This window comes from Trabulsiella odontotermitis, from assembly GCF_001188485.1.
Classification (GTDB): Bacteria; Pseudomonadota; Gammaproteobacteria; order Enterobacterales; family Enterobacteriaceae; genus Trabulsiella; species Trabulsiella odontotermitis_A.
In genome coordinates, this window is record NZ_JNGH01000063.1 from 1 (window position 1) to 13859 (window position 13859).

The window sequence follows — 13859 nt, forward strand, 5'->3', positions numbered from 1 at the left end:
GGGTGACTGGAAAAGACCAAAACCAGCGCCGCACAACACCATTCGCCAGATGATATCCCAGTCGGCAGGGGATGACGGCAACAGGGCCAGCGCAAACAACCCGCAGGCCATCACCAGCATGCCGAGCGCGCCAAGGAATCCGGCGTGGACTTTCTCGATCAGATACCCGGCCAGCGGCGCCATGACCATTGTCGCCAGCGGCCATGGTGTGAGCAGCAGCCCGGTTTCCACTTCGCTCCGGCCCATCACAGATTGTAAAAAGAAGNNCCAGCCGGAGCGATTGCCCCTGCGCAAAGCTGCTCAGCGCGGTAATGAGCAGCCCGAAGGTGAGCGCGTTCATCACGGCACTCGGCAGATCAAAGCGCGACGCCTGGCTGCGGGCATTGTTGGCGGGCAGAAAACGCATCGCCAGAATCAACGAAATGATGCCAAGCGGCACGTTGATCAGAAACAGCCACTGCCACGAGGCAACGGACAGGATCGCTGCTGCGATGGTCGGCCCGGCGGCAGACGACACCGCCACCACAAACGAGTTAACCCCCATGCCGCGCCCGAGGTGACGCTGCGGATAAATCAGACGAATCAGCGCCGTGTTCACGCTCATTAACGCGGCACCGCCCAGCCCCTGCGCAACGCGCGCCAGGGTAAGCATTTCCAGCGAATGTGAAAGCGCACAGACCAGCGAGGTGAGGGTAAACACCACCAGACCGGCTTTGTAGACTCGGCGGTATCCGAACATATCCCCGAGAAATGACAGCGACAGCAGCGAAATGACGATGGCGATCTGATAGGCGTTAACCACCCAGATTGACGCGGCGGGTGACGCATTCAGATCGCTGGCAATTGTCGGCAACGCGACATTCGCAATTGCGCCATCCAGCACCGCCATCGAAAGGCCAATGACAATGGTAATGATTGCCCCGTACCGTTGTGGCAAAGGCAAACCATCCGAAAGGGTTTTATCCATATAAAAAGTGTGTATTCAGGGAAATTATTGATCGGATAATGATTTTAGCATTGATTATTCAGTCCCCGCTCGCAGATTTGTAACCAGATTAAAGAAGATGCATTGCGGTCGGGGTCGCACAAATTTATACTAAAAACTCGTTCTGATTTTTATAAAACACTCGCGGTGAGGTGATAAATGGCAGTCGCAGATTTGGATAAGCAGCCAGATTCTGTCTCTTCAGTTTTGAAAGTCTTTGGCATTCTGCAGGCGCTGGGGGAAGAGCGCGAAATTGGCATTACCGAACTGTCGCAGCGCGTCATGATGTCAAAAAGCACGGTGTACCGCTTTTTACAGACCATGAAATCACTGGGATATGTGGCTCAGGAAGGCGAGTCTGAAAAGTATTCTCTGACGCTTAAACTGTTCGAACTGGGTGCCCGTGCGCTGCAAAACGTGGATCTGATCCGCAGTGCAGACATTCAGATGCGTGATTTGTCGCGTCTCACTAAGGAGACGATTCACCTTGGTGCGCTGGATGAAGACAGCATTGTTTACATCCATAAAATCGACTCAATGTATAACCTGCGCATGTACTCGCGCGTAGGGCGTCGTAATCCGCTGTACAGCACTGCCATCGGTAAAGTGCTGCTGGCCTGGCGTGACAAAGACGAAACGGTGCAAATTCTTGACGGCGTGGAGTATAAGCGCAGCACCGAACGCACCATTACCAGCACGCAGGATCTGCTGCCGGTGCTCGATAAAGTGCGCGAGCAGGGTTATGGCGAAGATAATGAAGAGCAGGAAGAAGGGCTGCGCTGCATCGCCGTGCCGGTCTTCGACCGCTTTGGCGTGGTGATTGCCGGGCTGAGTATTTCATTCCCGACGCTGCGTTTTTCCGAAGAGCGATTACACGACTACGTGAAGATGCTGCATACCGCGGCGGCGAAGATTTCGGAGCAGATGGGCTATAACGACTATCCGTTCTGATAACCGGCCTACAAAGAGAAACGCCGCGATAACGCGGCGTTTTATTAACCTTCGTCGACCACGGTCGAACTTTTTCGCAGCACCGGGCAGTCCGTCAGCCCGATGATGCCGCTGTCAGTATGAACATACTGTGCGGTACTGACGCCACGCGCAGTAAGATACTTGCATTGTAAGCCTAATCCACCCACATTCTCTTTGCTGCCAATGAGCACGCCATAACCGCTGAGCAAGATAGCGATCCACGCGATAGCCAGCACAATAATTGAACGAATAATTAAACGCATTGCTGCCTCTTTTTATGAATCATAGCGGTATCAGGTTAACGTAGCGGCTGGCTGAAACAAGTCGATGATTCCTAAAATGATCAGAACGGATTACAGTGAGCCACCGTTTAAGGTGAGAGTGATAACCTGAATTCAGTATGAATTATCCCGGAGAGTGGAGTGAAAAAATATCGGTGGGTTATCCTGGCTGTCATCTTGCTGTTGTGCGTGCTGCTCTGGACGCAGACCATCAACGTGATGTGCGATCAGGATGTACAGTTCTTTAGCGGCATCTGTACCATCAACAAGTTCATCCCCTGGTAAGACATTTTATGCTCGAATGATTTCCTTCCTGAATGCGAGTGGTAGAATGGCCTGTTATTTTTGAGGTGGTGAAATGAGTGACTTACTGAATTCCGGGGTTTTGAATCTGGCATCAATGGTGCTGTCGGTGCTTTTGCTGTTGGTTGGTCTGGTGTTGTGGTTTTTCGTCAATCGGGCCAGTTCGCGCGCTAACGAGCAGATTGAACTGCTCGAAGCGCTGCTGGATCAGCAGAAGCGTCAGACCGTTTTGTTGCGACGCCTTTGTGAATCGAACGAACCGGAAAAAGAGGAGCCTGCCGTTCAGGCAGACGTGAAACCGCAGGACGATGATATGATTCGTCTGGTTGCCGAGCGTTAATCTTCTCTCTATGTCTTCCCGGTATCGACAACCTGCCGCATACCGGGACAGACACCCCTCTGTCGCACCGTCATGGTGCACCCTGATGTTAACGTTTCTTTTGCCGTTTCGCTTTAGTTTTTAATTAACGGTTATTATTGTTTGTTTATGCATTAAATCACTCGCTGAAACTTTTATTTCTGCTTTTTTGATATTCAAAGCCATTTTTTAGCGAAACGTTTTTATATGCCTCGTGATGAAGCATTGTCATTAAAATTTCATTATTATGGTGCAGGATAGCAATTATTCTTTTGCCTTCATTCCTGACGTAAGCGAAACCGTCAGCAAGACAATTTTAGCATTTTTTAACATTTATTGTTAAACCAGGCTCGCATGACTATGCACAAATCAGCGACGTATATAAAAAATTGACCTGATATAAACAGGGATAACTGGACGAAGCGCGAGTGTTGGTCTATGGTGAAAATGTCTATGATTATCAGCATGTGCGCGCGTTTTTCATGCTCCTGCTGGTTAAGGTATGACTGAGAACATTGCGCATAAATGTGCAGAGGATCGAAAGACGAACAACGATTTTGTGCGACCGATCGTGACACGTTTAAAAATGGCTTGCCATTATTATCGTTGTGTGTGATAACACGTTTTGGGTTAAACGAGGTACAGTTCTGTTTATGTATGGCATTTTCAGTAAAGAAGTCCTGAGTAAACACGTTGACGTTGAATACCGCTTCTCTGCCGAACCTTAATTAGTGCCTCATGCAGTCATGTCTCAGTTTTATCTATGTAAGTGCCTTCGGGCGAAGAAAACACTCTAAGGAATTTTGCAAATGGCAAAGATTAAAGGTCAAGTTAAGTGGTTCAACGAATCTAAAGGTTTTGGATTCATTACTCCGGCTGACGGCAGCAAAGACGTATTCGTACACTTCTCTGCTATTCAGGGTAATGGCTTTAAAACTCTGGCCGAAGGCCAGAACGTTGAGTTTGAAATTCAGGACGGTCAGAAAGGCCCGGCTGCAGTTAACGTAACTGCTATCTGAATCCAGCACCACTGATCTTGTTGCGCGTCCCACGCGCACCATCAGCCATAAAGCCTCGCATTTGCGGGGCTTTTTAACGGCTGTAATCTCTCGAAATTCCCCCGTGATGGCGGTACACTTCGCCCTTCGTTGATTGTCCCCGGAGTTGTCATGTCTTACAGTTGTCCTCTTTGTCACGCCCCGCTGGCGCGCCGTGAAAACAGCTATATCTGTCCGCAGCGGCATCAGTTCGATATGGCGAAAGAGGGCTATGTGAATCTGCTTCCGGTTCAGCATAAGCGTTCACGCGACCCGGGCGACAGCGCGGAGATGATGAGCGCGCGTCGTGCGTTCCTTAATGCCGGGCACTACCAGCCACTGCGTGACGCTATCTGTCAGCAACTGGCGCAGTCTGGCGCGACACAACTGCTGGATATCGGCTGCGGGGAAGGGTACTACACCCACGCGTTTGCGGAGATCGTCCCGCAGACCTGGGGGCTGGATGTTTCAAAGGCGGCAATACGCGCCGGGGCGAAACGTTATCCGCAGGTCAGTTTCTGCGTCGCCTCCAGCCAGCGGCTGCCGTTTGACGATAACAGCATGGATGCCATCGTACGCATTTATGCGCCCTGCAACCCGCAAGAGCTGGCGCGCGTGGTGCGACCGGGCGGTTGGGTAATCACCGCCACGCCGGGACCGCGTCATTTAATGGAGTTAAAAGGGCTGATTTACGATGAAGTTCATCTGCATGCGCCGCACAGCGAACAGCTGGAAGGCTTTACGCTGCTGCAGCACCAGCAGGTAGCTTACCCGATGACGCTGTCCGGGCAGGAAGCGGTAGCGTTGTTGCAGATGACGCCGTTTGCCTGGCGCGCCAGACCGGATGTGTGGGAAAACCTGCAGCAGCAGGAGACGTTCCACTGCCAGACGGATTTCGCAATCCACATCTGGCAGCGCGACGCTTAACCGGCGAAGTGGCTCCAGAGGATCTGCGAGCCGATACCCATCAGCACAATCCCGCCGCNATAAACCGCCCGATCATCATGCCCAGGGTCGACATAATCAGGGTGGCGCAGCCGATGGCAAGCGCAGTGGTGACAATGCTGACCTGAAGGAACGCGAGTCCCACCCCGACGGCCATTGCGTCGAGGCTGGTGGCAATCGCGGTGGTTACCAGCAGCCAGAAACCATGACGATTTGGTGCGATTTCTTCTGCATCATCATCGCCGCGAACCCCTTCCACAATCATTCTCCCGCCGAGGAAGACCAGCAGCACGAAGGCGATCCAGTGGTTCCACTCCAGCACGAAGTGGCTTGCAAGCATACCAAGCCCCCAGCCGATCAGCGGGGTTAAGGTTTCGATAATGCCAAAGATAAGACCGGTACGCAGGGCTTCGGAGAATTTGGGTTTGTGGAGCGTCGCGCCTTTCCCGATAGAGGCGGCAAAAGCGTCCATCGACATGCCAAAGGCGAGAAGGAGCGTGGCAGATAAATTCATGTGCGTGTCCAGACCGGGGAATCTCCATATGACACACCGTTGCCCCCAGTAAACATACGCCAGAACCGGCGTACAGCAACGAATGTGTCTATGGTCTCGCCTGATAATCCAGCCTGGCTGGTTATCCGTACGTACCACGTTTTGCAACGAGTATGTTGATACGTACATTTCCGGGAAAGGAAATCGGCTACTCCCCAACGACGGGCGCAACCTTAACATATTTTTTGAATATAAAACAATAACAGGGAATCATTATTTATATTACTTATTGATAACGATTTTCATTTAAATTTATTGGTAATGAAATCGTTAATAAATATGAGGGAATTAACGCGATGTTTATAGCCATTGCTATATTATTCGCCTAATGGAATGTCGCGAAATATAGCGATGGCTATGTTTTTAACTCATTGAGTTGAAACGAGAAGTTTATATATTTTTTCCAGATCGTCGATATTTCGTACGCGAACAAGCAACCGGCGCTGTTCTAATTGCATCACCAGCACGCCGTCTTCGGATAAATTCATTTCTTTAATGCGGTTATAATTTATCCAGACGTTAGCGAAGAAAAATCCCGTTTGTTTAAACAGTATTCTTGGTGTACGGATCCAGAACAGATACAGGCCCATTAGCGCCAGCGCGCTGAGCAACCAGGTGGTCACCACCGCGCCATGCTGTGTCACGTTGTTGTAGATAAGAATGGCAACCAGACCGACAAAGATAATCCCGTCCACACGGTTACGGCGCAGCAGGGGGATGGAAAGCAGCAGGGGACCGTTGCGGCGTGGCATGATGAACTGATCGTAGAGGGCGTAAGCGAGCAGGGCGACGATAAAAATAATCAGTATCCAGTCCGTGATTGTCATTAAGCCTCCGGATAAAAAAAACGGGGGCACAGGCCCCCGGCGTACTTCTACAGATTACAGACCCAGCAGGCCAATTGCGTAACCCACAATACCGATGACGAAGAAGCCAACGATGATCCACAGCGGGTTTACTTTCTTACGCAGCAGCCACATACAGGCGAAGGTCAGCAGCAACGGCACCAGGCCAGGCATCAGCTGGTCGAGGATGGTCTGCACGGTGGTGACACGGGTCTGACCATCCTGACCGGTGATGGTCGATACCACCAGCGGGATGTTCACGTGCGTCCACTTATTAACCAGCGCCCCCATGACAAACAGACCGAGGATTGACGCCCCCTCCGTCAGTTTCTGCAGGAAGCCGCCGCCCATATCCTGAACGATGTCCACGCCTTTACGGTAGCCGTAGGCCNAAATACCGGACGTACGGTACCCCAGAAAATCGGGTCGCCCACACCGGCCAGCGGTCCCATCAGACCAACTTTGATACCGTTGATGGCACCGTCGTCGATCTCCGCACCGTTAGCGCGCTGCTCTTCCATCGCCAGCGTTACGCCCAGAACCGGCGCTGCAACGTAAGGATGGGTGTTGAAGAATTCCAGGTGACGCTTAATCGCCTGACGGCGCGCATCGTTGTTCTCCGGGTACAGGCGTTTAATTGCCGGTACCATCGAGAAGCAGAAACCCAGCGCCTGCATACGTTCGAAGTTCCATGAACCCTGGAACAGGTTAGAACGGATGAACACGCCACGAATATCACCCGGAGTGAGTTTTTTCTCGGTAGTAGTTTTAGTGATATCAACCATTTCGCTCACCTGCTAGTCCAGTTCGTTATCGAGATCGTTATTACCAGCCACCTGCGCTTGCCCACCCGCGACGCGGTTGTATTTCGGGCTCAGCTGGATGTACAGAATCGCCATCACTGCGCCGATAACACCCAGAGCAACCAGGTTGAAGTTAGTAAATGCAGCAGTCACGAAACCGAGGTAGAAGAACGGCATCAGATAGCCTGCGCGCATCATGTTGATGACCATCGCGTAACCGACTACCACGATCATGCCACCGGCGATGTTCAGACCACTGGTCACCACTTCCGGAATCGCGTTCAGCATGCCCTGAACTTCGCTGGTGCCGACAGAAATTGCCACGATAACCGCCGGGATGGCGATACGCATTGCCTGCAGGAAGAGGGAAGAGACGTGGATCCAGGAGAGCGCGGTCAGGTTGCCGCTTTCGGCCGCCTTATCCGCAGCGTGCTGGAATGCAACGGTAATGGTACGAACGATGATGGTCAGCACCTGACCGGCGGCTGCCAGCGGGATTGCCAGCGCGATACCGGCGCCGATGCTTTGACCACCTGCAATAACCAGAACGGTAGAAATGATAGATGCGAGTGCCGCATCCGGTGCCACTGCCGCACCGATGTTCATCCAGCCCAGCGCGATCATTTCCAGGGTACCACCGATGATGATGCCTTTCTGCATATCACCTAAAACGATACCGATCAATGTACAGGCCACCAGCGGACGGTGGAACTGAAATTCATCAAGTACGGATTCCATACCCGCAATACACGCGACGATGAACACCAGCACAATCTGAAGAGCGGTAATCTCCATTGTACTTCTCCTATAACATAAGCCTTAAGTGTGAAAACCAGCGCCGGTGTTATTTTCCGACCTTGCTGATCAAATCCATCATTTTCAATTTCGGGTCGTTGGAAACTTTACGAACTTCCAGCTCGATACCGCGGGCATTCAGCTTTTTGAACGCTTCGATATCTTTTTCATCGACCGAAACGGCGTTGTTTACCTGGGTTTTACCCTGACGATAAGCCATGCCACCGATGTTAACGGACGTGATCTTCACGCCGCCTTCAACGATGCGCTCAACATCTGTCGGGTTGGTAAACAGCAGCATGACGCGGTCACGTGCGTATTTCGGGTTGTTATAGACGCGAATCATTTTCTCCACGTCAACGACATGCGCGGTGACACCCGGCGGCGCAACCTGCGTGAGCAGGGTTTTACGCACGGTGTCCGCCGCCACTTCATCGCTGACGACAATGATTCGGCTGACGTTGGTTTCTTTCGTCCAGCGGGTGGCGACCTGACCGTGGATTAAACGGTCGTCGATACGCGCGAGGCCAATGACCATGTAATCGTTGGGACCCATTGGTTTTGCAGGCGCCGCTGCACGCGATGCTGCCGCGACTGGAGCCGCTTTCTCCACCGGTTTGGCTTTCAGCGCTTTCACGCCTTCGCGACCCGTTTCTACGGCCAGCGCGACCAGATCGTCATAGCTGGGATCGTCATCACGGGCCATTAGCGTCTCGACCAGCATCGGAATGTTGACGCCCGCCACCACATCGTAGTGCTCTTTATCGACGACAATGCGGCTGGCCGCGTTAAACGGACTGCCGCCCCACGTATCGACGAGAAACAGCACACCTTTACTGGTGTCGAGATTTGCCAACTTTGCGTTGTATTTCTCGATGAGCGTTTCTGCGTTTTCGCCCGGGACGAAATCAATCCAGCCGACGTTCTCCTGCTCGCCCAGCAACATTTCTGCTGTTTTCAGCAGTTGTTCTGCAGCCCAACCATGTGTGCCTATCACAATAGCAATCGTCACTTGCTACCTCCTCTTATTATCTATTTATGCACCACTGCCTATAGATGCACCTTGAGACTTTGTCAGTAACCGAATCGATTCAGACAAGGGTTCGAGCATAAAAAACTAAGACTTCCGCGAATTATTTTAGATAGTGAAAAAATAATTAATGTGATGAAGATCCGTAATTTAGTTATAGACGATTAATAATTTTGCGGTGCAAAAAATCGTGTTTTTTGCAAATTCAGGTAAATCTTTGCGTCAAACCGGGATTCTTTGATATGTTTACCTCCAGTTTAATAAGACAGGAGTACAGGGTTAAGCCCGCTATATGGACCGTCACCGACGCCACTTCCTTTTCAGGTGCTTCGCCACCTGGCAAACCGGCGCCTCGCGCCAGCCTCGTTTCTTACCCGTTTTCGTTGCGCCTGCCGGAACCCCCGGTTCGCTGTCGTGCGCCCGTAGTCGCAGGAGTCAGACATGGAATTCTTAATGGATCCTTCCATCTGGATTGGCCTGATGACGCTGGTGGTGCTGGAAATTGTCCTCGGCATCGATAACCTCGTGTTTATCGCCATTCTGGCTGACAAACTGCCGCCAAAGCAGCGTGATAAAGCGCGCCTGATTGGCCTGTCGCTGGCGCTGGTGATGCGTCTGGCGCTGCTTTCCGTCATTTCGTGGATGGTCACGCTTACCCGACCGCTGTTCAGCCTCTGGGAATACAGTTTTTCCGGACGCGACCTGATCATGCTGCTCGGGGGGATCTTCCTGTTGTTTAAAGCGACAACGGAACTCCACGAACGGCTGGAAAACCGTCAGCATGACGAAGGGCATGGCAAGGGCTACGCCAGCTTCTGGGTGGTGGTGCTGCAAATCGTGGTGCTGGATGCAGTGTTCTCACTGGATGCGGTTATCACAGCGGTGGGGATGGTCAACCATCTGCCGGTGATGATGGCGGCGGTGGTGATTGCCATGGCGGTCATGCTGCTGGCGTCTAAGCCGCTGACCCGCTTCGTTAACCAGCACCCGACAGTGGTGGTGCTCTGTCTGAGCTTCCTGCTGATGATCGGTTTGAGTCTGGTGGCGGAAGGCTTTGGCTTCCATATTCCGAAAGGCTACCTGTACGCGGCGATTGGCTTTTTTCAGCATGATGCTGACAGCCCGTCGTCGCCGGTGCCGGTCCCGGAAGGGGCGTTCGCCGAAGAAGAGCGCTATATGATTAACGGCGTGCTGACGCTGGCCTCGCGCTCACTGCGCAGCATCATGACTCCGCGCGGAGAGATAAGCTGGGTGGATGCCGATCTGAGTGTCGATGAAATTCGCGAGCAGCTTCTCTCGTCGCCGCACAGTCTGTTCCCGGTGTGCCGTGGCGAACTGGATGAAATTATCGGTATCGTGCGCGCCAAAGAGATGCTGGTGGCGCTGGAAGCCGGGGAAGATGTTGCCTCGCTGGCCTCGGCCTCACCGGCGATTGTGGTGCCGGAAACCCTCGACCCGATTAACCTGCTTGGCGTGCTGCGTCGTGCGCGCGGTAGCTTCGTCATTGTCACCAACGAATTTGGCGTGGTGCAGGGACTGGTAACGCCGCTGGACGTGCTGGAAGCGATTGCCGGTGAGTTCCCGGATGCCGATGAAACGCCGGAAATCATCTCCGATGGCGACGGCTGGCTGGTCAAAGGCTCAACCGATCTTCACGCCCTGCAACAGGCGCTGGGGATGGACACGCTGGTGGATGACGATCAGGACGTGGCTACCGTGGCCGGTCTGGTGATCGCCGTGAACGGGCAGATCCCCCGCGTCGGTGACGTAGTGGAACTGGCGCCGCTCAGCATTACCATCGTTGAGGCGAACGACTACCGTGTTGATCTCGTGCGTATTGTTAAAGAACGTCAGCATCACGACGACGAAGAAGAGTAATCTTCAGTGTTGCGGCATGAGGGGTGAAGGCTGCCCCTCATGCCGCAACGGCAGCGTCTGGTGTGTACGCCATGCAGCTCCAGATACTGCGCCTGCTCCTGGGTTTCCACCCCCTCCGCGACCAGTACAATTTTCAGCCGCTGACCCAGCGCGATAATAATGTCCGTCACCGTTGAATTCACCGCGTCGGTGCCAATGGCATGGGTAAACGACTTATCGATTTTCAGCACGTCCGGGCGCAGCTTTTCCAGCCAGGAAAACGAACTGTTGCCGGTGCCAAAATCGTCAATCGCCAGCTTGATGCCCTTACGGTGCAGTTCTCTGATCAGCCGGTAATCCACGTCGTGCAACGCGTCCCGTTCCGTCAGTTCAACGATCAGCTGTTGATGCGGATGGGCACTGAACCAGTAATGATTCAGGTCGCGCAGCAGCGCGCCGTCCACGAAATGGCCCGCCGCCACGTTAAACCCGACGTGAAAATGCGGATCCTGTGGAAACACTTCAATTTGACGTACGGTCTCGCTAATCACATAGCGCGTCAGTGTTGCAATCAGATGATGCTCTTCCGCCAGCGGGATAAATACGTCCGGTGGAATGGGCCCTAACCGTGGGTTGTCCCAGCGCAGCAGGATCTCTACGCCCGTGCAGGTTTTATCGCCTGTGTTGAGCAACGGCTGGCACCAGACGTCAAATTCCCGCGATGCAATCCCCATGTTAATTTCCCACGAAAAACTCATCCGACTGGCGGNNTCGGTGATACCGGGGCTGATGAGATTGACGGTAAACGGAAAACGCGTCGAAGACAGGCTAAATACCTGGTCGGACGGGGGGACAGGCAGCGTGGTCATCACGCTGCTGGCATCTGACAGATGGCGGTCTTTCACTGTCAGGCTGATGCTGTTGATCAGCGGCTTCTGCGGTTCCAGCATCAGCGAACTGAGCAGATCGATATTCACACTCATCAGCACGCCGCTGCCGGCATCACCGGCGTCGGGATACCACTGTAACAGCAGCGGTCGCCCCTTAATTAGCGTGTTGTCGGTAAACAGCAGAAGCTGCGGCGAATCGCTGGGTAAATCAGCCACGACGCTATGAATAACCACGTTGCGGTCGCCCAGTACGCTTGAACAGTACAGCGTGCCGGATTTCACCAGCGCAATGGAGCGCAACGTCTGCAGCGCGGCGACTTCCTTGCGCAATATCAGGTTTACGGCCTCACAGGGCTTGCCAACAAGCTGAAGCAATTCCGCACGTTGTTTTTCTAAAGGTAACAAGACCTTATCAATTATTCTTACGGCGTGAACGGCGGCGATTTGCAATTGGTGCTGATTTTGGCTGCGCTGCGAAATAAATCGTACAGCCAGTGTGGTTAATAGCGTTAATAGCGCGACCGCCAGGCAAATAAGAATGCGCTTTTGTCGGTAATGTTTAATGGCCCGTTGAGCATTTTGCATTGCTGACGCCTGTGATCGTGCTGTAAGAGGAAGTAACAACCGCAACACTGAAAGTGTAGTGTGCAAAGAAAAAAGAGCAGGAAGAAGGAGATAAAAAAACGCCCGTCAGGATGACGGGCGTGACAAAGATGCGGGATCAGTCACATTGTACTTTGATGGCAAGGCCGCCTCGCGACGTTTCGCGATATTTGGCGTTCATGTCTTTGCCGGTTTCATACATGGTTTCAATGACTTTATCGAGAGAGACGCGCGGTTCGCTGGTACGACGCATTGCCATACGCGCGGCGTTGATCGCTTTCACGGAGGCAATCGCGTTACGCTCGATGCACGGTACCTGTACCTGCCCCGCCACCGGATCGCAGGTCAGACCGAGGTTATGCTCCATGCCGATTTCCGCCGCCACGCACACTTGCTCGGGACTGGCGCCCAGCAGTTCTGCCAGACCGGCGGGCGCCCCTTNGATGCGTTCATTTTATACAGTGCGCCAATGGCACCCGCGGCGAGAAAATAGCGGGTGTAGATTTCCGGGCTGACGGATTCGATAAAGTGATCGTAATAGGCCAGTACCGCCGGAACAATACCGCAGGCGCCGTTAGTCGGGGCGGTGACGACGCGGCCACCGGCGGCGTTTTCTTCGTTTACCGCCAGTGCGAACATGTTCACCCAGTCCACGACCACCATCGGATCGCTGGAGAGCTTGTCGCTGGAAACCAGCAGGCGACGCAGGGCAGAGGCGCGACGCGGTACGCGCAGCGGGCCAGGCAGCACGCCTTCAGTGTTCATACCGCGATCGATACAAGCCTGCATGGTCTGCCAGACGTTAGCAAAGTACGCGTCAATCTCGTCTTTGCTGTGCAGCGCCAGCTCGTTTTTCATCACCATGCCGGAGAGCGACAGTCCGGTTTCTTTGCAGTAGTCGAGCATCTCTTTCGCCGATTTGAACGGATAGGGCACGTCCACCGCGCCGACGACGTCTTTGCCGAAATGCTCTTCATCGACGATAAAACCACCGCCGACGGAGTAATACGTTTTGGTGTAGATTTCGTTGTCGCCCGCGAACGCATGAACCGTCATGCCGTTTTCGTGCAGCGGCAGGTTGTCGTTGCGAAAACGCATGCCGTCATCCTGCGGGAAATCCACCTCTTTGCGTCCCTGCGCCAGCAGCAGACGACCGCGCGTTTGCACGTCGCGGATAAACGCCGGTATCGCATCGATATCCACGGTGTCAGGCTGGTTGCCCGCCAGACCCATAATGATCGCGATGTCGGTATGGTGACCTTTACCGGTTAAGGACAGCGAGCCGTAAACGTCAACCGCCACGCGGGTTACGTCATCAATTAGCCCTTTTACGACCAGATCATCGACGAACTGCTTCCCGGCCTTCATTGGCCCTACAGTGTGGGAAGATGAGGGACCAATCCCCACCTTAAACATGTCGAATATACTAATCACGATAACACTCCTGACAGGGTTGCCGGACCTTCCGGCAACGATGTAATAACTGGGCATAGTGTAAGAGGGAACGGCGGGATCAGCTTAACTATTCACATGAATAAAACTAATGTTTAACCCTGAATTTACTAATACTGAGACGCCGATCTCTCAGGGGTTGTGAATAAG

The 13859-nt window shown here is 53.2% G+C and carries 10 protein-coding genes and 6 pseudogenes; 7 read left to right on the forward strand and 9 right to left on the reverse strand.

Going from position 1 to position 13859, the window contains the following annotated elements:
• A pseudogene (locus GM30_RS05305) lies at positions 1 to 967 on the reverse strand (MFS transporter); the annotation flags it as partial.
• A gap of 177 nt (positions 968 to 1144) precedes the next feature.
• Between GM30_RS05305 and kdgR the strand changes: the two are divergent.
• Positions 1145 to 1936 carry a DNA-binding transcriptional regulator KdgR gene (kdgR, locus tag GM30_RS05310; RefSeq protein WP_049847780.1) on the forward strand — a complete coding sequence of 264 codons (792 nt, stop codon included), beginning with the start codon at positions 1145 to 1147 and terminating at the stop codon, positions 1934 to 1936.
• A 44-nt stretch (positions 1937 to 1980) separates the two neighbouring features.
• Here kdgR and GM30_RS05315 read toward each other — a convergent pair whose 3' ends face one another.
• Entirely contained in the window at positions 1981 to 2220 is a 240-nt protein-coding gene (locus tag GM30_RS05315; RefSeq protein WP_049847781.1) for a YobH family protein, read from the reverse strand.
• A gap of 159 nt (positions 2221 to 2379) precedes the next feature.
• Between GM30_RS05315 and mgrB the strand changes: the two genes are divergently transcribed.
• The 5 genes and pseudogenes from mgrB (at position 2380) to rlmA (ending at position 4863) form a co-directional block, all read left to right on the forward strand.
• Positions 2380 to 2523 (forward strand): PhoP/PhoQ regulatory lipoprotein MgrB, encoded by a 144-nt coding sequence (gene mgrB / locus GM30_RS05320; protein WP_038153554.1) that lies wholly within the window; start codon positions 2380 to 2382, stop codon positions 2521 to 2523.
• 73 nt (positions 2524 to 2596) lie between these two features.
• Positions 2597 to 2881 (forward strand): YebO family protein, encoded by a 285-nt coding sequence (locus GM30_RS05325; RefSeq protein ID WP_049847782.1) that lies wholly within the window; start codon positions 2597 to 2599, stop codon positions 2879 to 2881.
• A 671-nt stretch (positions 2882 to 3552) separates the two neighbouring features.
• Positions 3553 to 3696: pseudogene (locus GM30_RS27040) on the forward strand (DUF2627 domain-containing protein).
• A gap of 12 nt (positions 3697 to 3708) precedes the next feature.
• On the forward strand, positions 3709 to 3918 hold the full coding sequence (cspE, locus tag GM30_RS05330; RefSeq protein WP_001062678.1) for a transcription antiterminator/RNA stability regulator CspE: 210 nt from the start codon (positions 3709 to 3711) through the stop codon (positions 3916 to 3918).
• Between the two features lie 150 nt (positions 3919 to 4068).
• Positions 4069 to 4863 (forward strand): 23S rRNA (guanine(745)-N(1))-methyltransferase, encoded by a 795-nt coding sequence (gene rlmA, locus GM30_RS05335; protein WP_049847783.1) that lies wholly within the window; start codon positions 4069 to 4071, stop codon positions 4861 to 4863.
• Here the strand turns inward: rlmA and mntP are convergent.
• The 5 genes and pseudogenes from mntP to manX all read right to left on the reverse strand — a co-directional run bounded on the left by mntP (position 4860) and on the right by manX (position 8889).
• Positions 4860 to 5395 (reverse strand): annotated as a pseudogene (gene mntP / locus GM30_RS05340) (manganese efflux pump MntP). The gene rlmA and the pseudogene mntP overlap by 4 nt on opposite strands.
• A 407-nt stretch (positions 5396 to 5802) precedes the next feature.
• On the reverse strand, positions 5803 to 6261 hold the full coding sequence (locus GM30_RS05345; protein WP_049847784.1) for a DUF986 family protein: 459 nt from the start codon (positions 6259 to 6261) through the stop codon (positions 5803 to 5805).
• 54 nt (positions 6262 to 6315) lie between these two features.
• Positions 6316 to 7064, reverse strand: a pseudogene (locus GM30_RS05350) (PTS mannose transporter subunit IID).
• A gap of 12 nt (positions 7065 to 7076) precedes the next feature.
• The gene (locus tag GM30_RS05355; RefSeq protein WP_049847785.1) at positions 7077 to 7877 is read right to left on the reverse strand and encodes a PTS mannose/fructose/sorbose transporter subunit IIC; all 801 of its coding nucleotides are present in this window, start codon (positions 7875 to 7877) and stop codon (positions 7077 to 7079) included.
• Between the two features lie 49 nt (positions 7878 to 7926).
• Positions 7927 to 8889 (reverse strand): PTS mannose transporter subunit IIAB, encoded by a 963-nt coding sequence (gene manX, locus GM30_RS05360; protein WP_049847786.1) that lies wholly within the window; start codon positions 8887 to 8889, stop codon positions 7927 to 7929.
• Positions 8890 to 9348: 459 nt separating this feature from the next.
• Here manX and yoaE point away from each other — a divergent pair, with 459 nt between their 5' ends.
• Positions 9349 to 10785, forward strand: coding sequence for a CNNM family cation transport protein YoaE (yoaE, locus tag GM30_RS05365; RefSeq protein WP_049847787.1), 1437 nt, complete (start codon positions 9349 to 9351; stop codon positions 10783 to 10785).
• Positions 10786 to 10847: 62 nt separating this feature from the next.
• Here the strand turns inward: yoaE and GM30_RS05370 are convergent.
• Positions 10848 to 12239, reverse strand: a pseudogene (locus tag GM30_RS05370) (EAL domain-containing protein); the annotation flags it as partial.
• A gap of 136 nt (positions 12240 to 12375) precedes the next feature.
• Positions 12376 to 13691 (reverse strand): annotated as a pseudogene (locus GM30_RS05375) (L-serine ammonia-lyase).
• Between the last annotated feature and the right edge of the window lie 168 nt (positions 13692 to 13859).